Here is a 17,495-nt window from a genome sequence, read left to right on the forward strand (position 1 = left end):
GGGATGAAGCGTTCTGGCGAAGGGGGCACGATGATTCTCGATAGGCTTGTGGCGAGGAAGCTCGCCCCCTCGCCGCAGGTTGCTTGCGACGTTGTCAGCCGGCGATGTCCGCCGTGCGCTGCCACAGCGCGTAAAAAACCCGACCGGATTTCTGTTCACGATGCAGACGCCAGTTGCCCGGCAGGCCCAGCGTGGATGGCGCTGTTTCGCTTTCAGTGTAGATCCACGAATCGGCCGCCAGCCATTGGCGCTCTTCCAGCAAGGTACAAACCGCTGGCAGCAGGTTCTGGTTGAACGGTGGGTCGAGGAACACCAGATCGAACGGCGTCGCGGTCTGGGTTTCCAGGTAGCGCAGCGCGTCGGCGGTTTGCACCTGGCCGTTGCTGCAACGCAGGGTGCCGAGGTGTTCTTTCAGGCTGGAAACCGCAACGTTGCTGGCGTCCAGCGCCTGGGCCGTGGCCGCGCCACGGGACAGCGCTTCGAGAAACAGCGCGCCGCTGCCGGCGAACGGGTCGAGCACTTTCGCCCCTTCGACATAGGGCGCGAGCCAGTTGAACAGTGTTTCACGCACGCGATCCGGGGTCGGGCGCAGGCCCGGTGCGTCGGGAAAGCTCAGCTTGCGGCTGCGCCACTGGCCGCCAATGATGCGCAGCTGATTGACGCCGTTGTGCACGTTTTGCACAGGTTTTTTCGGTGCTCGAGTCGCCATTAATGCTCCGGAACCCCGAGCGGTTGCTCGGCAGGTTTATCAGATGGGGCCGGTAACGGCTTTTGCGGCACGGTCGGGCCAGCGGTGACGATGACCATTTTCTCCGTGCTCAGGTGTTTGTTCAGCGCAGCGCGGACTTGCTCTACGGTCAGGCTTTGCGACTGACGCATGAAATCGTCGAGATAGCTCAGCGGCAGATTATAGAAGCCCATCGCGCCCAATTGGCCAACGATGTCGGCGTTGCTCGCGGTGGACAGCGGGAAGCTGCCGGCCAGTTCGCGCTTGGCATCGTCGAGTTCTTTCTGTGTCGGGCCGGTTTTCAGATAGTCGGCGAGCACGTCCTGCACCAGTTTCAGGGTGCCTTCGCTCATCTCGGCGCGGGTCTGCAGGTTGATCATGAACGGGCCACGGGCCTGCATCGGGCTGAACGCCGAATACACGCCGTAGGTCAGGCCGCGCTTCTCGCGCACCTCGCTCATCAGGCGCGTACCGAAACCACCGCCGCCGAGGATCTGGTTGCCCAGCGACAGCGCGGCGTAATCCGGATCGTCGCGATCGATGCCCAGTTGCGCGAGCATCAGGTTGGTCTGTTTCGACGGAAACTCGATGTGGTTGACGCTGGCCTTCGGTTCCTGCGGTGCGGCGATTTTCGCCAGTGCCGGACCTTTCGGCAGGGCAGAGGAAACCTGATTGGCGATCGCCTCGGCTTCGGCTCGCGACAGGTCGCCGACCAGTGCAATCACAGCGTTGCCTGCGGCGTAGGCCTTGGCATGAAACTCGCGCAATTGCGCGACCGTGATCTTCGGCACGCTTTGAGCGTTGCCATCGCTGGAATGCGCGTACGGGTGATCGCCGTACAGACGCTTCATCAGCTCGAGGCTGGCGAGTTTGCCGGGGTTCTGTTTCTGGTATTCGAAACCGGCGAGCAACTGGTTCTTGATGCGCGCGAAGGAATCGGCGGGGAAGGTCGGTTTGCCGACCACATCGGCGAACAGCTTCAACGCCGGTTCACGCTGCTCGGGCGCGCTGAGGCTGCGCAGCGAGGCCAGCGCCATGTCCTTGAACGCACCGTTGCCGAAGTCGGCCCCAAGGCCTTCAAAACCCTGGGCGATAGCGCCGACGTCTTTGCCGGCGATGCCTTCGTTGAGCATGGCGTTGGTCAGCACCGCGAGGCCGGGCGCGTTGCCGTCCTGGCTGCTGCCGGCGGCGAAGATCAGGCGCATGTCGAACATCGGCAGCTCATGCGCTTCGACGAACAGCACTTTGGCGCCTTCAGCGGTGTTCCAGGTCTGCACATCGAACTCGACGGCAAGGCCCCGGCCAGCGATTGCAGTTTCTGGCTGGTTTTGGCGTTATCCAGCGCTTCGCTGGCGTGGCTGTCAGCGCCTAGCGACAGATACATGGCCGCCGAGCCGATCACCGCGACAGCAATCAGGCCAAGCAGCATCAGGCGTGGGGCTTTGCGCTCACTCATGAGTCGTCTCCAAAGGCAGGACGTGGGCGACGCTGAGACGTTCGCGGGTGAAATACTTTTTCGCGGCGTTCTGGATGTCTTGCGGAGTCACGCTTTCCAGATCGGCCAGTTCGGTGTCCATCAGCTTCCACGACAGGCCGACCGTTTCCAGTTGACCGATCGCGGTGGCCTGGCTGGTGATCGAATCACGCTCGTAGACCAGGCCGGCGATGACTTGAGCGCGGACGCGTTCCAGCTCTTCGGCAGACGGCGCAGTGGTTTTCAGTTGCTCAAGCAGTTTCCACAAGCCGGCTTCGGCCTGGGCGATGGTCTTTTTCTTCTGCGTGTTCGGCGTCGCCGACAGGGTGAACAGACTGTCGCCACGGGTGTAGGCGTCATAGTCCGACGAGCCGCCGGAGACCAGCTCTTCGCCGCGTTCCAGTTGCGTCGGGATGCGTCCGCTGTAGCCGCCGTCGAGCAGCGCCGAGATCAAGCGCAAGGCGTTGACCGAGCGTTTGTCTTCAGCGGTAGCAATGCTCGGCACGTTGAAGCCAAGCATCAGGCTCGGCAGTTGGGTCTGCACGCGCAGGGTGATCTGGCGTTCGCCGGGCTCGGCCAGTTCCAGCGGTTTTTTCGCCGGTGGCACGTCGCGTTTGGCGACCGGGCCGAAATAGCGCTGGGCGAGGGTTCTCACTTCGTCCGGAGTGACGTCACCGACCACCACCAGGGTGGCGTTGTTCGGCGCGTACCAGGATTGATACCAGTGGCGCAGTTCCTCGACTTTCATACGGTCGAGGTCAGCCATCCAGCCGATGGTCGGCGTGTGGTAACCGCTGGCCGGGTAGGCCATGGCCTTGTAGCGCTCGTAAGCCTTGGACATCGGCTTGTCATCGGTGCGCAGGCGGCGCTCTTCCTTGATGACTTCGATTTCCTTGGCGAACTCGTCGGCCGGCAGGCGCAGGTTGGCCATGCGGTCGGCTTCCAGCTCGAAGGCCACGCCAAGACGATCACGGGCCAGCACCTGGTAATAAGCCGTGAAGTCGTCGCTGGTGAACGCGTTCTCTTCGGCGCCAAGGTCGCGCAGGATCAGCGAAGCTTCGCCGGGGCCGACCTTTTCGCTGCCCTTGAACATCATGTGCTCGAGCGCGTGGGACAGACCAGTCTGGCCCGGAGTCTCGTAGCTGGAGCCGACCTTGTACCAGATCTGCGAAACGACCACCGGCGCACGATGGTCTTCGCGCACGACGACCTTGAGGCCGTTGTCGAGGGTGAATTCATGGGTCGGTTGCGGGTCGGCCGCCAGGGCCGAAAGGGGCAGGCAGACTGCGCTGAGCAGCAGGCCAGCAGCGCGGCGGGCAAGAGCATTCATTCGTTTTTCAACCTGTTGGGCTGCCCGCTTGGTCTTAGCGTCGGCGGGCGAGAGGGTGCTAGGATACTGATCCGTTTTACTGGCGGCCACGCCTATCAGGTTTCGATACCCGGTCAGGCTGTATGGGTTTGTCGCGGATAGCAGCAGTTTTTCATCTGTACTGCGCGTTTTCGCCGACGATGCCGCTCCAGTCCTTCGTGTTAATTGAAGTTTGAGGTGCCTTCGGTGCCTCGACAAAATGTTGCGCGTGAACAAGCTGGGTGAAACACAGTCTGTTCTGCATCGAATATTTATTTGCCGGGGCGCCCTGTTGGCGCGTCGCTACCGTGAGATAGCCGTCCTCCATGTTTGGTTCCAACGACGACAAGAAGAGCCCAGCTGCGGCTGGCGAGAAGAAAAGCCTGTTCGGATGGCTGCGGAAGAAACCGCAGGAACCCGTCGTCGAACAGCCGCCCGCGATTCCTGAGCCGGCCCCCGCGCCAGCACCTGTAATAGAAGAAGAGCCGGCGCCGATTGTGCTGCCTATCGCCGAGCCGGTGCTGCAACCCGAGGTTGAGGCCGAGCCCGAAACGCCGGCCGCTGCCGAGTTGCCGCTGACGCCCGCCGCCGAGCCGTGGCTGACCTTGCCAGTGGCAGAAGAGCCGGTCGCGCTGGTTGAAGAAGCAGCGCCGCATGTGACGCCGGTGATTCCTGCGCCGGTTGCCGAGGTGGCTGCGCAGCCTGTGCCTGAGCCGGTTGCCGAGCCAGCGCCGATCATTTCTGAACCCGCCGCCCCGGTTGTTCCGCCGTCCGAGCCTGAGCCCGCACCGATTGCCGCTGCGCCGGTTGTCGCTCCGATCGTGCCGGTCGAAGCGCCTGTAGAAACGCCCGTCGAAACCCCGCGCACCGAAGAAACCAAAGCCGGTTTCTTCGCCCGCCTCAAGCAAGGCCTGTCGAAGACCAGCGCCAGCATCGGCGAGGGCATGGCTAGTCTGTTCCTCGGGCGCAAGACCATCGACGATGACCTGCTCGACGACCTCGAAACCCGTCTGCTCACCGCCGACGTCGGCGTCGAAGCCACTACGCAGATCATCCAGCGCCTGACCCAGAAGGTCGCACGCAAGGAACTGGCAGACGCCGACGCCCTGTACAAATCTCTGCAGGCCGAATTGGCAGCGATGCTCAAACCGGTTGAACAGCCACTGAAAATCGCCTCGCAGAACAAGCCTTTCGTGATCTTGGTGGTCGGCGTCAACGGCGCCGGCAAAACCACCACCATCGGCAAACTGGCGAAGAAGCTGCAACTGGAAGGCAAGAAAGTCATGCTGGCCGCTGGTGACACCTTCCGTGCAGCGGCGGTAGAGCAATTGCAGGTCTGGGGCGAGCGCAACAAGATACCGGTGATCGCCCAGCACACCGGCGCTGATTCCGCTTCGGTGATCTTCGATGCGGTGCAAGCGGCCAAGGCCCGTGGCATCGATGTGCTGATCGCCGACACCGCCGGTCGCCTGCACACCAAAGACAACCTGATGGAAGAGCTGAAAAAGGTTCGCCGGGTGATCGGCAAGCTCGACGCCGACGCGCCGCACGAAGTGCTGCTGGTGCTCGACGCCGGCACTGGCCAGAACGCCATCAACCAGGCCAAGCAGTTCAACCAGACCGTCGAACTGACCGGCCTGGCGCTGACCAAGCTCGACGGCACCGCCAAGGGCGGGGTGATTTTCGCCCTGGCCAAGCAGTTCGGCCTGCCGATCCGCTACATCGGCGTCGGTGAAGGCATCGACGATTTGCGCACCTTTGAAGCCGAACCCTTTGTCCAGGCGCTGTTTGCCGAGCGGGAGCGTTCATGATTCGTTTCGAACAGGTCGGTAAACGCTACCCGAACGGTCACGTCGGCTTGCATGAGCTGAGCTTTCGAGTCCGTCGTGGCGAGTTCTTGTTTGTCACCGGTCACTCCGGTGCCGGTAAATCCACGCTGTTGCGCCTGTTGCTGGCGATGGAACGGCCGACCAGCGGCAAGCTGCTGCTCGCCGGGCAAGACCTGAGCACCATCAGCAACGCGCAGATTCCGTTCCTGCGCCGACAGATCGGCGTGGTGTTCCAGAATCACCAGTTGCTGTTCGATCGTACGGTGTTCAACAACGTCGCCTTGCCCCTGCAGATCCTCGGCCTGTCCAAGGTCGAGATCGCCAAGCGCGTCGATTCGGCGCTGGAGCGCGTGGCACTGTCGGACAAATCCGATCTGTACCCGGGCGACCTGTCCACCGGTCAGCAACAGCGCGTCGGCATTGCCCGCGCCATCGTCCATCGCCCGGCCTTGCTGCTGGCGGACGAACCGACCGGTAACCTCGACCCGCGTCTGGCGGCGGAAATCATGGGCGTGTTCGAAGACATCAACCGTCTGGGCACCAGCGTGCTGATCGCCAGTCACGACCTGGCACTGATCGCGCGCATGCGTCATCGCATGCTGACCCTGCAACGCGGACGCCTGATCGGCGACGGGGAGGCCGGGGTATGAGTGCGACACGCAGTCCGAAGGTATCCGAGCGCGTGGCCCCGAAGGCCGCCGATCCGCAACCGCAGAAAAAGAAAAAGCACGACGATGACGACGGCCCGGACTTCGCCACGCTGTTTCGCGCCTGGATCGAAAGCCATCGCGCCAGCCTGCTCGACAGCCTGCGCCGTCTCGGCAAACAGCCGATCGGCAGCTTCTTCACCTGCATGGTGATGGCTGTGGCGTTGAGTCTGCCGATGGGGCTGTCGCTGTTGCTCAATAACGTCGAACGTCTCGGCGGTTCCTGGCAGCGCGCGGCGCAGATTTCACTGTACTTGCAACTCGACGCCAGCCCGGAGCAGGGTGAAGCACTGCGTGAGCAGATCAAAGGCATGCCCGGCGTCGCTGATGCCGAATATGTCGGCCGCGATCAGGCGCTGGAAGAGTTCCAGCAGCAGTCCGGCCTGGGCGAGGCCCTGCGTGAGCTGCCTGACAACCCTTTGCCGGGTGTGGTGCTGGTGACACCGAACGAAGTCGACAAGCCGACACTCGAAGCATTAAGACAAAAACTTTCCGAGCTGCCGAAGGTACAACAGGCGCAACTTGATCTAGTCTGGGTCGAGCGTCTGGCCGCCATCCTCAAGCTTGGCGACCGCTTTGTCTTCGGTCTGACGGTGTTGTTGGTGTCTGCATTACTTTTGGTGATAGGCAATACCATTCGTCTTCATATTGAAAACCGCCGCACCGAGATAGAAGTGATTAAACTCGTCGGCGGCACTGACAGTTATGTGCGCCGCCCTTTCCTGTATATGGGCGCGTTGTATGGCTTCGGTGCAGGGCTGTTGTCCTGGGGTGTATTGGCGTTTGGCCTCAACTGGCTGAACGATGCGGTGGTCGGACTGGCCGGTTTGTACGGCAGTGATTTCGCCCTGGCCGGCGTGCCAGTGGCCGACGGTCTGTCGCTCTTGCTTGGCGCGGTGCTGTTGGGTTATATCGGTGCATGGATTGCAGTCGCACGTCATCTCAGGGAGCTGGCGCCGAAGTAGAATCTTTTTTGCGCGTGATTGACCTTGCGGTTTTTATGGGAACTTGTACCTGAGTTCCCGGTCAATTTTTCGCAGTGCCGAGAGGCACGAGTATGTGAGTGGGAGGTTTTTTCGTATGACCAATTCTTTGCAACCTGCGTATGCGCTGGTTCCGGGTGCGAACCTGGAAGCCTATGTGCACACCGTCAACAGCATTCCATTGCTGACGCCGGAGCAGGAGCGTGAACTGGCCGAGAGTCTCTACTATGAGCAGGATTTGGGGGCGGCTCGGCAGATGGTGCTCGCCCACCTGCGTTTCGTCGTACACATTGCCCGTAGCTATTCCGGCTACGGTCTGGCTCAGGCTGACCTGATCCAGGAAGGCAACGTCGGACTGATGAAGGCCGTCAAGCGCTTCAACCCGGAAATGGGTGTGCGTCTGGTGTCGTTCGCCGTGCACTGGATCAAGGCGGAAATTCACGAGTTCATCCTGCGCAACTGGCGCATTGTGAAAGTCGCGACCACCAAGGCCCAGCGCAAGCTGTTCTTCAACCTGCGCAGCCAGAAGAAGCGTCTGGCGTGGCTGAACAACGAGGAAGTCCACCGTGTGGCGGAAAGCCTTGGCGTCGAACCACGTGAAGTGCGCGAGATGGAAAGCCGCCTGACCGGCCACGACATGGCCTTCGACCCGGCTGCTGAAGCCGACGACGACAGCGCTTTCCAGTCGCCGGCCAACTATCTGGAAGACCACCGGTACGACCCGGCCCGTCAACTGGAAGATGCCGACTGGAGCGACAACTCCAACACCAACCTGCACGAAGCACTGGAAGTGCTGGACGAGCGTAGCCGCGACATCCTCTACCAGCGCTGGCTGGCAGAAGAGAAAGCCACGCTGCACGACCTGGCGCAGAAGTACAACGTGTCGGCCGAGCGAATCCGTCAGCTCGAAAAGAGCGCGATGAACAAGCTCAAGTTGTCGATCGCCGCGTAACCGGCGCATCAGCAATAAAAAACGCCCCGATCAGCGATGGTCGGGGCGTTTTTATTTCTGGCTTTACGCAAAACCCATGTGGGAGCGAGCTTGCTCGCGAAAGCGGAGTGTCAGTCACCGCCACTGCTGAATGATCCATCGCATTCGCGAGCAAGCTCGCTCCCGCATTGGTATTCCGGTGTTATTCAGCCCAAGGCGCCCGTCGCGAATCATTCAGCCCGAGCAAATAACTGTCCCCGCCCAACTGACTCATCTGCTGCCGAATCCACCCGGCACGGCGCGATACATAACCGGTCGGATGACTCGCGCTCCACACCCGTGGATTGGGCAGTACGGCAGCCAGATAACTCGCCTGCTGGCGCGACAATGACTTCGCGCTCACGCCAAAGTGATGGCGGGCCGCCGCTTCAGCGCCAAATACGCCGTCATCCCACTCAACGCTGTTCAGGTACACCTCGAGAATCCGCTGCTTGGGCCAGAACACCTCAATCAGCGCGGTAAACCACGCTTCCAGGCCTTTGCGCAGATAACTGCGACCAGACCACAGAAAGAGGTTTTTCGACACCTGTTGGCTCAAGGTGCTGGCACCGCGAATCGAACCGCCCAGTTCGTTGTGGGCCAGAGCAGCCTGAATCGCGCGCAGATCGAAGCCCCAGTGCTCGGGGAATTTCTGGTCTTCGCCAGCAATCACCGCCACTTTCAGGTCGTCGGAAATCTCGTCCCACGGCTTCCAGGTGCGCTGCAGGTCGATCGGCTCGCCGTCGACCCAGGATTCGACCTTGCGCTCGACCATCAACGCCGTACCCGGCGGTGGCACGAAGCGGAACACCAGCACCAGCAAGACGCTGCCGCCGGCGAACCAGAGCAGAGCCTTCGTGAGACGACGGAAAATTGAACGCAGCATAGAGATGGCTTGGCCGAACCCGTGGAGCGGGCCATTATACAGACCCTGCCGATGGCGTCTGACTGGAGTTCCCCATGCTGCGTGGCTTTTTGATGCTGGCCGCTTTTTTCGGATTCACCGGTGTTGCGCTGGGTGCGTTCGCCGCCCATGGCCTGAAAAACCGTCTGACGCCGGAATACCTGACGATTTTCCACACGGGCGTCACCTACCAACTGGTGCACACACTCGCGCTGTTCGGCGTTGCGCTGCTGGCCACGCAGATTCAAGGGCGCCTGATTACTTGGGCCGGCCTGTCCTTCACCGTCGGCATTGTGTTGTTCTCCGGCAGCCTGTATCTGCTGACCATGACCGGCATCAGCAAACTTGGCATCATCACGCCGTTCGGAGGCCTGGCGTTTCTCATCGGTTGGGTTTGCCTCGGCCTCGCCGCCTGGCGCTTGCAGCTAACCGCTTGACGCTTGGTACTGACCTTTAGGTCATGATCGGGCTAGAATGCCAGCCCCTAAAAATGATGGCGGCGTTGTGCATGCGCATTCAGTTGAACGGCGAGTCCTTTGAATTGCCCGACGGTGAAACCGTTGCGGGCCTGATCACCCGTCTGGATCTGGCCGGACGTCGCGTGGCGGTCGAGCTCAATCTGGACATCGTCCCGCGCAGCCAGCATGCCGACACCACGTTGAACGACGGCGACAACGTCGAAGTGGTCCACGCCATCGGCGGCGGCTGATCGCCCGGCCCGCGAGGGCACAGAATTCTGCAAGACCCTCACCCCTAAAGAGGATTCCCCATGAGCATCGTTCGTAGCGACAAGCCTTTTGTGCTGGCCGGTCGTACTTACCAGTCGCGTTTGCTGGTCGGTACCGGCAAGTACCGTGACATGGAAGAAACCCGCCAGGCCATCGAAGCCTCGGGTGCCGAAATCGTCACCTTCGCCGTACGCCGCACCAACCTGGGCCAGATCGAAGGCGAGCCGAACCTGCTCGAAGTGCTGTCGCCGGATCGCTACACCTTCCTGCCGAACACTGCCGGTTGCTACGACGCCATCGAAGCCGTGCGCACCTGCCGCCTGGCCCGTGAGCTGCTCGACGGCCACAATCTGGTGAAGCTGGAAGTGCTGGCCGACCAGAAGACCCTGTTCCCCAACGTGATCGAAACCCTCAAGGCCGCCGAAACCCTGGTCAAGGAAGGCTTCGACGTGATGGTCTACACCAGCGATGACCCGATCATCGCCCGGCAACTGGCGGAAATCGGCTGCATCGCCGTGATGCCGCTGGCCGGGCTGATCGGCTCCGGTCTGGGCATCTGCAATCCGTATAACCTGCAGATCATCCTCGAAGAAGCCAAGATCCCGGTGCTGGTGGATGCGGGTGTCGGTACCGCTTCCGACGCGACCATCGCCATGGAGTTGGGTTGCGACGCCGTACTGATGAACTCGGCCATCGCCCACGCCCAGCAACCGGTCATGATGGCGCAAGCCATGCAGCACGCCATCGTCGCTGGTCGCCTAGCGTACCTCGCCGGCCGCATGCCGAAAAAACTCTATGCCAGCGCCTCTTCGCCGCTGGATGGTCTGATCAAGTAAGAGCCATTGATGACTGAATCGAACGACACGCCTGTCCAGCCGGACGAAGGCGACGAGCGCCAACACCGCCGCATCAAGAGCTTCGTGATGCGCGCCGGGCGCATGACTGAAGGCCAGCAACGCGGCCTGGACCAGGGCGCGCCGCTGTACGTGCTGCCGCTGGCCGATGCGCCGGTCGATTACGACCAGGTGTTCGGCCGCTCGGCGCCGCGCTCGCTGGAAATCGGTTTCGGCATGGGCCATTCGCTGCTGGAAATGGCCGCGGCTGCTCCGGAGCAGGATTTCATCGGTGTTGAAGTACACCGTCCGGGTGTCGGCGCGCTGCTCAATGGCGTGTTGACCCAAGGTCTGACCAACCTGCGGGTCTACGATTGCGACGCGATCGAAGTGCTCAACCGCTGCATCGCCGACAACAGCCTCGATCGCCTGATGCTGTTTTTCCCGGATCCGTGGCACAAGAGCCGCCACCACAAGCGACGCATCGTCCAGGCCTCGTTCGCCGAGCTGGTGCGTAGCAAGTTGAAGGTTGGCGGCATTCTGCACATGGCCACCGACTGGGAACCGTACGCCGAGTACATGCTGGAAGTGATGAACGTCGCCCCCGGCTACCGCAACCTTGCCGAAGACGGCAAATGCGTCCCACGCCCGGCCGAACGCCCGATCACCAAGTTCGAACGCCGCGGCGAACGTCTTGGCCATGGCGTGTGGGATCTGAAGTTCGAAAAACTGTCTTAAGCATCACGCAACACCCCGGTAGGAGCTGCGGCGCGCTGCGATCTTTTGATCTTGATTTTGAGGATCAAAGGTTGCAGCGTGCCGCAGCTCCTACAGTTGTTTCTGGGGTTCGCTCAAGTTTGGCCATGATCCGCCGATAGCTCGAGGCCCCATTTGTAAAGGAAGACAAATCTTGAAAGCCATTTTTGCCTGCACCGTAGTTCTGGGTCTGCTGTTTTGCGCAGCGTGCGAACGGGTAGTCAGCCCCGAGGAATACTTCGCGAGTGCGCAGAGAACGGCGGCAAAGATCGAGCGCGACGCTAATGACCGGATCAAGCGTGAGGCCGCCGGGGAAAGCGTGCAATACACCCCTGAACAGTTGCGCGTTGCCGAGGGTGATCTCGAGGCTCTTGTGGATAACCTCAAGCATGCGTCGGACGGCGGGCACACGCTGGCCACCTATTTTCTGGCCAGCCTGCAGGACAACCCGATATTTTCCGAGCAGACGCGCTTACAGACCTGTGGTCTTTATCAGCAGGCCATGGATGATGGATTGTTAGCGGCTGCGGTGGGCTATTACCATTTGTGCGACAAGGCGTATGAACGATTTGATGCGCAAAATCCTGATCATTTGAAATTCTTGCAGTCTCTCGAGCAGTTGCTGCTCAAGCCTGATACGCAGGCTGACGACTATCCGTTGCAGGCCAAACGTTCGCTGTGTTTTGAAGAAAACGGGGCGCCTGCCGGCAGGGTCGGGCCGATGGCCGCCATGCGAGCCCGCGCAGCTGGCCTGGTATTGTCCGAAGACCAGTTCCGGGCTGAGGCCTACTACATACTCGCGTTGACTCGTGTGAATGGCAGCGATCTGCGCGACAGCGGGAATATCGAACACTTCGATAAAGCGATAGCGCTGGGCTGCAAAGATTCCGTTGGCCTTAAGGCGATCCTGCAGGCGCAGAGCCGCTTATCGAAGAATCATTGAACCATGGCCCGATAGTGGGAGCGAGCCTGCTCGCGAAGAGGTGTGTCAGTCGGCGTGGATGTTGAGTGTCAAACAGCTATCGCGAGCAGGCTCACTCCTACAGTAGTTGTGAGTATCTCGGATTTACAGTTTTGTCATGAAGCGCGCAGGTACGTGGTCTGTCAGCCACACGCCGTTTTCGGCCTGATAGAACTTGAAGCCTCCTTCCTGCATCTGCTGCGCCGCGACTGCGAGGACCACTACGCTGCCGTAGCGTTGACCTACGGAAGTGGCAGTGACGATCTCTTCCGAAAGATGCACATGATGGCGTGATCCAGGGATTAGACCTTGTTCATTGATCGAATCGAGAAAACGCGTCGCTGTGCCGTGATACAGCGTTTGCGGTGGGTGTTTCTCGTCGAACTGCAACTCGACAGTCTTCGTCGAATGGCCCTGAACAGCGCGGATGCACAAGCCGTCAGTGGAAATCGCAAAACGCTTTTTGTCGCTACTTGCCACCACTGTTTCAATCAAATCGCGATCGAGATTGCGACCGTCACGCGCAGCACCATGAATCAGTGCGTCGATATTTGCCCAGCCATCCGAATCCAGCGTAAGACCAATCGCTTGAGGCTGGTGACGCAACACGAAGCTGAGAAATTTGCTCGTCTCATCCAGTAGTTTTTTACTCATGAACTTCCCTTTCATTGCGATCAACTGTGGGAGCGAGCCTGCTCGCGAAAGCGGTCTGACAATCAACGATGATGTTGGATGTCATGACGCCTTCGCGAGCTGGCTCGCTCCCACATTTCGTTTTGGGGTGTTTGCGGGGTCAGCGGCGGTCGGCTACGACGCCGATCAGCACCAACACCACCAGCAGCACCGGCGCCAGGCTGTAGTTGTTGAACTGGCTCAGGCCTTTGATCACCCACGGCGTGGCGTAGATCAGCGCGGCGCCGCTGCCGATCAGGCAGAGCAGGGCCATCAGGGGCACGCGCAGGGCGCCGGCGATGCTGCCCAGGCGTTGCTCGACCCAGCCTTTGAAGTCAGCGCCGAACAGCACCAGCAGGCAACCGACCAGCGCCAAAGCGATTTCCGAGAGATTGCTGCGGCTCCAGCGGGAGACGGTGGCCAGCAGGTCGAGTATCAAATCCATGCGTTTTCCCTTTGAGCTGAAGTCAGTTCAGAAATTGTTGCAGCAAGTCGTTGAGGAACAGCTGGCCGCGTTCGGTCGCCGCCAGGCGTGACGGTTCGACCTGCAACAGGCCGCTTTGTTCGGCTTCGCGCCGGCCTTCGGCGAGGGTCTCCAGCGACAGGCCGGTGCGCTCCGGATACAGGCGCGATTCGACCCCGGCAGTCAGGCGCAGGGCGTTCATCAGGAACTCGAACGGCATCTCGTCATTGCTCAGCGATTTCTCGCCGGCCTGAAAGCTCTTCGCGGGATTCAGATAGTCCTTCGGCAGGCGGGTTTTCCATGTGCGCACGATGCGCCCGTCCGGATGGCTCAGCTTGCCATGGGCGCCGGCGCCGATGCCGATGAAATCGCCAAAACTCCAGTAATTGAGGTTATGCCGCGCCGGGCGACCGGCCTGGGCATACGCCGACACTTCGTATTGCGCGTAACCGTGCTCGGCCAGCAGCGCCTGCCCAGCTTCCTGAATATCCCACAGGGTGTCGTCTTCGGGCAGCACTGGCGGCTGGTTCCAGAACACCGTGTTCGGCTCCAGCGTCAGCTGATACCAGGAAATGTGCGTCGGTTTCAGCGCAATGGCCTGGCGCAGATCGCTCAAGGCATCGTCCAGCGACTGATCGGGCAAACCGTGCATCAAGTCCAAGTTGAAGTTATCGAACCCGGCCTGCCGCGCCATGCCTGCCGCACGCACGGCTTCGTCACCGTTGTGGATGCGGCCAAGGGCCTCAAGCTTCTCCTGCTGAAAGCTCTGGATACCGATTGATAGCCGATTGATCCCCAGCTTGCGATAGGCGACAAACTTCTCCTGCTCGAAGGTGCCCGGATTCGCCTCAAGGGTGATTTCGATGTCGGCGGCGAACGGGATGCGCTGCTCGACACCCTTCAACAACCGCCCGAGGGCTTCGGCGCTGAACAGGCTCGGCGTCCCGCCACCGAAGAAAATCGAAGTCAGCTCACGGCCATACACCGCATGCAGATCCTGATCGAGATCGGCCAGCAGCGCGTCGACGTATTCCTGCTCCGGCAGCACCGGGCTGGCGGTGTGCGAGTTGAAATCGCAATACGGGCATTTGCGTACACACCACGGAATGTGGATGTACAGCGCCAGGGGCGGCAGGGTTGGCAGCGGTGCCCGAGGCGAGGACGCGGCGCCGCCGATGATCAGCGACGACGCGCAAGAATCAGTGGTCATTTCAAGCCCAGACGCTGGCGCAGCAGATCCATTGCACGGGCGCGGTGGCTGATCTGGTTCTTGTCGGCCGGGCTCAGCTCGGCGCTGGAGCAGTCGCGCTCCGGCACCCAGAACAGCGGGTCGTAACCGAAACCGTGTGCGCCGCTGGCAGCGGTGAGGATGCGCCCGTGCCACAGGCCTTCGCAGAGAATCGGCAGCGGATCATCGGCGTGGCGCACCAGTGCCAGCACGCAGACGAACTGCGCGCCGCGCTCGGCTTGCGGCACGTCCTTGAGCGCATCGAGCAGTTTGGCGTTGTTCGCCGCATCGCCCTGGCCGTCGGCGTAACGCGCCGAATAGATGCCCGGTGCGCCGCCGAGGAAGTCCACTGCCAGCCCGGAATCGTCGGCCAGTGCCGGCAGCCCGGAAATGCGCGCGGCATTGCGGGCCTTGAGGATCGCGTTCTCGACAAACGACAGGCCGGTTTCTTCCGGCTCGACCTTGCTCCACTCGCCAATCGAGCGCAGTTGCACCGAGTCGCCGAGCATGGCCTGGAGTTCTTTGAGTTTGCCGGCGTTATGGCTGGCCAGTACGAGCTGCTTGATGTTCATCATTCGCCGGGAAAGAGTTCTTGGTTGAAATTGATGGTGTTGATCTTGTCGCCGTTCTGCACCTTGATTTCAAAGGTGCGGGTTTCCTGTTGCGGCACCGGGTACTGGGCGATGTAGTAGATCGCGCCCTGTTCGGTGACCTGGCGGAATTTCAGCGCCACGCTGTTGCTGGTCAGGTCCTTGATCGTGCCGGTGACGCTGGCGATCACCGGTTTGCCGTCCTTGACCACCGAGACGTTGATCACGCCCTGGTTCTTGCTGCGGATCAGCTCGGCAGCCTTGGCGATGTCCGGTTGCAGGAACGTCGAGTTGAACGTGTTGTAGTGCACCGTGATGTCGCCGAAGGTTTCCTTGCGTTCACCTTTGATGACGTCCGCCGCCATGGCGCTGGCGCTCAGGCAGGCGGTGAGTAACAGCAACGCTAGACGACTCATGTTCGTGCTCCTTCAAATGCCCAGGCTCAGACCGCGACTCGGTGGTCCGCCAACTGCGGACTGCTGACGCGGTAGATACCGATTTCACCTAACAGATTAGGCCATAGCTTACTGGCCCACCCGTGCCGGTGCTGTTGATCCACGGCAAGCCGATCAATGACCTTCGCATCACGTTCGCGGCACAGTTCTTCGAAATCCTCGAAGGTGCAGAAGTGGATGTTCGGCGTGTTGTACCAGGTGTAGGGCAGGAATTCCGAGACCGGCATGCGGCCCTTGCTCGCCAGATACCAGCGGCAGCGCCAGTGGCCGAAGTTGGGGAAGGTGATGATGCACTGACGGCCGACCCGGAGCATTTCGTCGAGGATCTTGTCCGGGTAATGCACCGCTTGCAGGGCCTGGGTCATGACGACGATGTCGAAACTGTTGCTGGCAAAATTGCCCAGGCCTTTGTCCAGATCCTGCTCGATGACGTTAATGCCCTTGGCCACGCACTCGGCGATGTTGTCGGCGTCGTTTTCCAGGCCATAACCGGTGACGTTCTTGTTGTCGCGCAGCCAGGTCAGCAGCTCGCCGTTACCGCAACCCAGGTCGAGGACGCGGCTGCCGGCGGGGATCCATTCCTGGATGATTTCCAGATCAGCTCTCATGGCTTTCTCACAACGAAATGCGGTTCATGTAATTGCCGAACGCCTGCAAATAACGCGGGATCGGAATCAGGAAGGCGTCGTGGCCTTGCGGCGCATCGATTTCCAGATAGCTGACGTCCTTGCGCGCGGCCATCAACGCATCCACCAGCTCCCGCGAGCGCGCTGGGGAAAAGCGCCAGTCGGTGGTGAACGACATCACGCAGAACTTGGCCGTGGCGTTTTCGAAGGTTTTCGCCAGGTCATCGTCGAAGTTAGCCGCCGGATCGAAGTAATCAAGCGCTTTGGTCATCAACAGATAAGTGTTGGCATCGAAGCGCCCGGAGAATTCTTCGCCCTGGTAACGCAGGTAGCTTTCGACCTGGAACTCGACGCTGTGGAAGTCGTAGTTGAGCTTTTCGCTCTTCAGGCCACGGCCGAATTTCTCACCCATGGAGTCGTCGGACAGATAGGTAATGTGGCCGACCATGCGCGCGAGCATCAGCCCGCGCTTGGGGATCACGCCCGCTTCCTGGAACGAACCACCGTGGAATTCCGGATCGGTGAGGATCGCCTGACGCGCGACTTCGTTGAAGGCGATGTTCTGCGCCGACAATTTAGGCGCCGAGGCGATCGCCAGGCAGTGCCGCACGCGATCCGGGTAGGTGATGGTCCATTGCAGGGCCTGCATGCCGCCGAGGCTGCCGCCGATCACTGCCGCCCACTGGCCGATGCCGAGCAGGTCAGCCAGGCGCGCCTGGCTGTGCACCCAGTCTTCCACGGTGAGCACCGGGAAGTCGGCGCCGAACGGCTTGCCGGTCTCCGGGTTGATACTGCTCGGGCCGGTGGAGCCGTTGCAGCCACCGAGGTTGTTCAGGCTGACCACAAAGAACTTGTTGGTGTCGATCGGCTTGCCGGGGCCGATGCAGCTGTCCCACCAACCGGGCTTGCGGTCGTCGACGCTGTGATAACCAGCGGCGTGATGATGACCGGACAGCGCGTGGCAGATCAGCACGGCGTTGCTCGTCTGGGCGTTCAGCGTGCCGTAGGTTTCATAAATCAGGTCATAAGCGGCCAGCGAACGGCCACAGGCCAGCGTCAGCGGTTCGCTGAAATGCGCGGTTTGCGGCGTTACCAGACCAACAGAATCGGCGGGAAAGGCAGTTGGCATCGACCCTGCTCTCGTTGAAATGAGGCGTAAGTCTAAAGACCGGGGGGTTTAGCGGCAAGCAGCCCTCACCCTAACCCTCTCCCAGAGGGAGAGGGGACTGACCAAGGTGTTC

At 61.0% G+C, this 17,495-nt stretch carries 20 protein-coding genes and 1 pseudogene; 9 read left to right on the top strand and 12 right to left on the bottom strand.

What is annotated here, in order from left to right:
- Nucleotides 1-94: 94 nt before the first annotated feature.
- The 4 genes and pseudogenes from rsmD to OQK_RS12630 form a co-directional block, all read right to left on the bottom strand.
- Nucleotides 95-709: a 16S rRNA (guanine(966)-N(2))-methyltransferase RsmD gene (gene rsmD, locus OQK_RS12615; protein ID WP_016772711.1), complete on the bottom strand. Its 615-nt coding sequence runs from the start codon at nt 707-709 to the stop codon at nt 95-97.
- A pseudogene (locus OQK_RS12620) lies at nt 709-2,183 on the bottom strand (M16 family metallopeptidase). Before OQK_RS12620 ends, rsmD begins: the two are co-directional and overlap by 1 nt.
- Nucleotides 2,176-3,531 (bottom strand): M16 family metallopeptidase, encoded by a 1,356-nt coding sequence (locus tag OQK_RS12625; protein ID WP_016772712.1) that lies wholly within the window; start codon nt 3,529-3,531, stop codon nt 2,176-2,178. The pseudogene OQK_RS12620 and the gene OQK_RS12625 overlap by 8 nt, the downstream one beginning before the upstream one ends.
- 151 nt (nt 3,532-3,682) lie before the next feature.
- Complete coding sequence (locus tag OQK_RS12630; RefSeq protein ID WP_016772713.1) at nt 3,683-3,877, bottom strand: hypothetical protein; 195 nt, start codon at nt 3,875-3,877, stop codon at nt 3,683-3,685.
- Between OQK_RS12630 and ftsY the strand changes: the two genes are divergently transcribed.
- The 4 genes from ftsY (at nt 3,876) to rpoH (ending at nt 8,020) form a co-directional block, all read left to right on the top strand.
- Nucleotides 3,876-5,360, top strand: a complete 1,485-nt coding sequence (gene ftsY, locus OQK_RS12635) for a signal recognition particle-docking protein FtsY (RefSeq protein WP_016772714.1) — start codon at nt 3,876-3,878, stop codon at nt 5,358-5,360. The two genes, OQK_RS12630 and ftsY, sit on opposite strands and share 2 nt — an antisense overlap.
- Nucleotides 5,357-6,028: a cell division ATP-binding protein FtsE gene (gene ftsE / locus OQK_RS12640; RefSeq protein ID WP_016772715.1), complete on the top strand. Its 672-nt coding sequence runs from the start codon at nt 5,357-5,359 to the stop codon at nt 6,026-6,028. Before ftsY ends, ftsE begins: the two co-directional genes overlap by 4 nt.
- Nucleotides 6,025-7,050 (top strand): permease-like cell division protein FtsX, encoded by a 1,026-nt coding sequence (ftsX, locus tag OQK_RS12645; RefSeq protein ID WP_016772716.1) that lies wholly within the window; start codon nt 6,025-6,027, stop codon nt 7,048-7,050. Before ftsE ends, ftsX begins: the two co-directional genes overlap by 4 nt.
- Nucleotides 7,051-7,165: 115 nt before the next feature.
- Nucleotides 7,166-8,020 carry an RNA polymerase sigma factor RpoH gene (gene rpoH, locus OQK_RS12650; protein ID WP_016772717.1) on the top strand — a complete coding sequence of 285 codons (855 nt, stop codon included), beginning with the start codon at nt 7,166-7,168 and terminating at the stop codon, nt 8,018-8,020.
- 181 nt (nt 8,021-8,201) lie between these two features.
- On the opposite strand, the gene mtgA is transcribed toward rpoH, so the two are convergent.
- Nucleotides 8,202-8,924 (bottom strand): monofunctional biosynthetic peptidoglycan transglycosylase, encoded by a 723-nt coding sequence (mtgA, locus tag OQK_RS12655; RefSeq protein ID WP_016772718.1) that lies wholly within the window; start codon nt 8,922-8,924, stop codon nt 8,202-8,204.
- A gap of 74 nt (nt 8,925-8,998) precedes the next feature.
- Here mtgA and OQK_RS12660 point away from each other — a divergent pair, with 74 nt between their 5' ends.
- From OQK_RS12660 to OQK_RS12680, 5 genes are all read left to right on the top strand, one after another.
- A complete protein-coding gene (locus tag OQK_RS12660) occupies nt 8,999-9,379 on the top strand; it encodes a DUF423 domain-containing protein (RefSeq protein WP_016772719.1) in 381 nt (126 codons plus the stop codon).
- 71 nt (nt 9,380-9,450) lie between these two features.
- Nucleotides 9,451-9,651, top strand: coding sequence for a sulfur carrier protein ThiS (gene thiS, locus OQK_RS12665; RefSeq protein WP_038861193.1), 201 nt, complete (start codon nt 9,451-9,453; stop codon nt 9,649-9,651).
- Between the two features lie 60 nt (nt 9,652-9,711).
- Nucleotides 9,712-10,506, top strand: coding sequence for a thiazole synthase (locus OQK_RS12670; protein WP_007964131.1), 795 nt, complete (start codon nt 9,712-9,714; stop codon nt 10,504-10,506).
- A gap of 9 nt (nt 10,507-10,515) precedes the next feature.
- The gene (gene trmB, locus OQK_RS12675) at nt 10,516-11,241 is read left to right on the top strand and encodes a tRNA (guanosine(46)-N7)-methyltransferase TrmB (protein WP_016772721.1); all 726 of its coding nucleotides are present in this window, start codon (nt 10,516-10,518) and stop codon (nt 11,239-11,241) included.
- 172 nt (nt 11,242-11,413) lie between these two features.
- Complete coding sequence (locus OQK_RS12680) at nt 11,414-12,202, top strand: hypothetical protein (protein WP_016772722.1); 789 nt, start codon at nt 11,414-11,416, stop codon at nt 12,200-12,202.
- 123 nt (nt 12,203-12,325) lie between these two features.
- Here the strand turns inward: OQK_RS12680 and OQK_RS12685 are convergent, their stop codons facing one another.
- From OQK_RS12685 to metX, 7 genes are all read right to left on the bottom strand, one after another.
- A complete protein-coding gene (locus OQK_RS12685; RefSeq protein ID WP_016772723.1) occupies nt 12,326-12,874 on the bottom strand; it encodes an RNA 2'-phosphotransferase in 549 nt (182 codons plus the stop codon).
- A 139-nt stretch (nt 12,875-13,013) separates the two neighbouring features.
- A complete protein-coding gene (locus OQK_RS12690; RefSeq protein WP_008083808.1) occupies nt 13,014-13,337 on the bottom strand; it encodes a DUF3392 domain-containing protein in 324 nt (107 codons plus the stop codon).
- Between the two features lie 22 nt (nt 13,338-13,359).
- Nucleotides 13,360-14,565 (bottom strand): radical SAM family heme chaperone HemW, encoded by a 1,206-nt coding sequence (gene hemW, locus OQK_RS12695; RefSeq protein WP_016772724.1) that lies wholly within the window; start codon nt 14,563-14,565, stop codon nt 13,360-13,362.
- Nucleotides 14,562-15,158: an RdgB/HAM1 family non-canonical purine NTP pyrophosphatase gene (rdgB, locus tag OQK_RS12700; protein ID WP_016772725.1), complete on the bottom strand. Its 597-nt coding sequence runs from the start codon at nt 15,156-15,158 to the stop codon at nt 14,562-14,564. The genes hemW and rdgB overlap by 4 nt, the downstream gene beginning before the upstream one ends.
- A complete protein-coding gene (locus OQK_RS12705; protein WP_016772726.1) occupies nt 15,155-15,589 on the bottom strand; it encodes a DUF4426 domain-containing protein in 435 nt (144 codons plus the stop codon). The genes rdgB and OQK_RS12705 overlap by 4 nt, the downstream gene beginning before the upstream one ends.
- A gap of 26 nt (nt 15,590-15,615) precedes the next feature.
- On the bottom strand, nt 15,616-16,236 hold the full coding sequence (gene metW, locus OQK_RS12710) for a methionine biosynthesis protein MetW (protein WP_016772727.1): 621 nt from the start codon (nt 16,234-16,236) through the stop codon (nt 15,616-15,618).
- Nucleotides 16,237-16,243: 7 nt separating this feature from the next.
- Nucleotides 16,244-17,383 carry a homoserine O-succinyltransferase MetX gene (gene metX, locus OQK_RS12715; protein ID WP_016772728.1) on the bottom strand — a complete coding sequence of 380 codons (1,140 nt, stop codon included), beginning with the start codon at nt 17,381-17,383 and terminating at the stop codon, nt 16,244-16,246.
- Nucleotides 17,384-17,495 lie beyond the last annotated feature (112 nt).

The sequence above is a fragment of the Pseudomonas sp. R62 genome, from assembly GCF_000257605.1.
Classification (GTDB): domain Bacteria; phylum Pseudomonadota; class Gammaproteobacteria; order Pseudomonadales; family Pseudomonadaceae; genus Aquipseudomonas; species Aquipseudomonas atacamensis.

Bases quoted from the DNA above. Each gene is read 5' to 3' on its own strand.
- hemW (WP_016772724.1), bottom strand. From the start codon at position 14,565: ATGACCACTGATTCTTGCGCGTCGTCGCTGATCATCGGCGGCGCCGCG.
- ftsY (WP_016772714.1), top strand. From the start codon at position 3,876: ATGTTTGGTTCCAACGACGACAAGAAGAGCCCAGCTGCGGCTGGCGAG.
- trmB (WP_016772721.1), top strand. From the start codon at position 10,516: ATGACTGAATCGAACGACACGCCTGTCCAGCCGGACGAAGGCGACGAG.
- OQK_RS12660 (WP_016772719.1), top strand. From the start codon at position 8,999: ATGCTGCGTGGCTTTTTGATGCTGGCCGCTTTTTTCGGATTCACCGGT.
- OQK_RS12670 (WP_007964131.1), top strand. From the start codon at position 9,712: ATGAGCATCGTTCGTAGCGACAAGCCTTTTGTGCTGGCCGGTCGTACT.
- thiS (WP_038861193.1), top strand. From the start codon at position 9,451: ATGCGCATTCAGTTGAACGGCGAGTCCTTTGAATTGCCCGACGGTGAA.
- OQK_RS12685 (WP_016772723.1), bottom strand. From the start codon at position 12,874: ATGAGTAAAAAACTACTGGATGAGACGAGCAAATTTCTCAGCTTCGTG.
- OQK_RS12705 (WP_016772726.1), bottom strand. From the start codon at position 15,589: ATGAGTCGTCTAGCGTTGCTGTTACTCACCGCCTGCCTGAGCGCCAGC.
- rpoH (WP_016772717.1), top strand. From the start codon at position 7,166: ATGACCAATTCTTTGCAACCTGCGTATGCGCTGGTTCCGGGTGCGAAC.
- OQK_RS12690 (WP_008083808.1), bottom strand. From the start codon at position 13,337: ATGGATTTGATACTCGACCTGCTGGCCACCGTCTCCCGCTGGAGCCGC.
- metW (WP_016772727.1), bottom strand. From the start codon at position 16,236: ATGAGAGCTGATCTGGAAATCATCCAGGAATGGATCCCCGCCGGCAGC.
- mtgA (WP_016772718.1), bottom strand. From the start codon at position 8,924: ATGCTGCGTTCAATTTTCCGTCGTCTCACGAAGGCTCTGCTCTGGTTC.
- ftsE (WP_016772715.1), top strand. From the start codon at position 5,357: ATGATTCGTTTCGAACAGGTCGGTAAACGCTACCCGAACGGTCACGTC.
- ftsX (WP_016772716.1), top strand. From the start codon at position 6,025: ATGAGTGCGACACGCAGTCCGAAGGTATCCGAGCGCGTGGCCCCGAAG.
- OQK_RS12630 (WP_016772713.1), bottom strand. From the start codon at position 3,877: ATGGAGGACGGCTATCTCACGGTAGCGACGCGCCAACAGGGCGCCCCG.
- rdgB (WP_016772725.1), bottom strand. From the start codon at position 15,158: ATGATGAACATCAAGCAGCTCGTACTGGCCAGCCATAACGCCGGCAAA.
- OQK_RS12625 (WP_016772712.1), bottom strand. From the start codon at position 3,531: ATGAATGCTCTTGCCCGCCGCGCTGCTGGCCTGCTGCTCAGCGCAGTC.
- metX (WP_016772728.1), bottom strand. From the start codon at position 17,383: ATGCCAACTGCCTTTCCCGCCGATTCTGTTGGTCTGGTAACGCCGCAA.
- rsmD (WP_016772711.1), bottom strand. From the start codon at position 709: ATGGCGACTCGAGCACCGAAAAAACCTGTGCAAAACGTGCACAACGGC.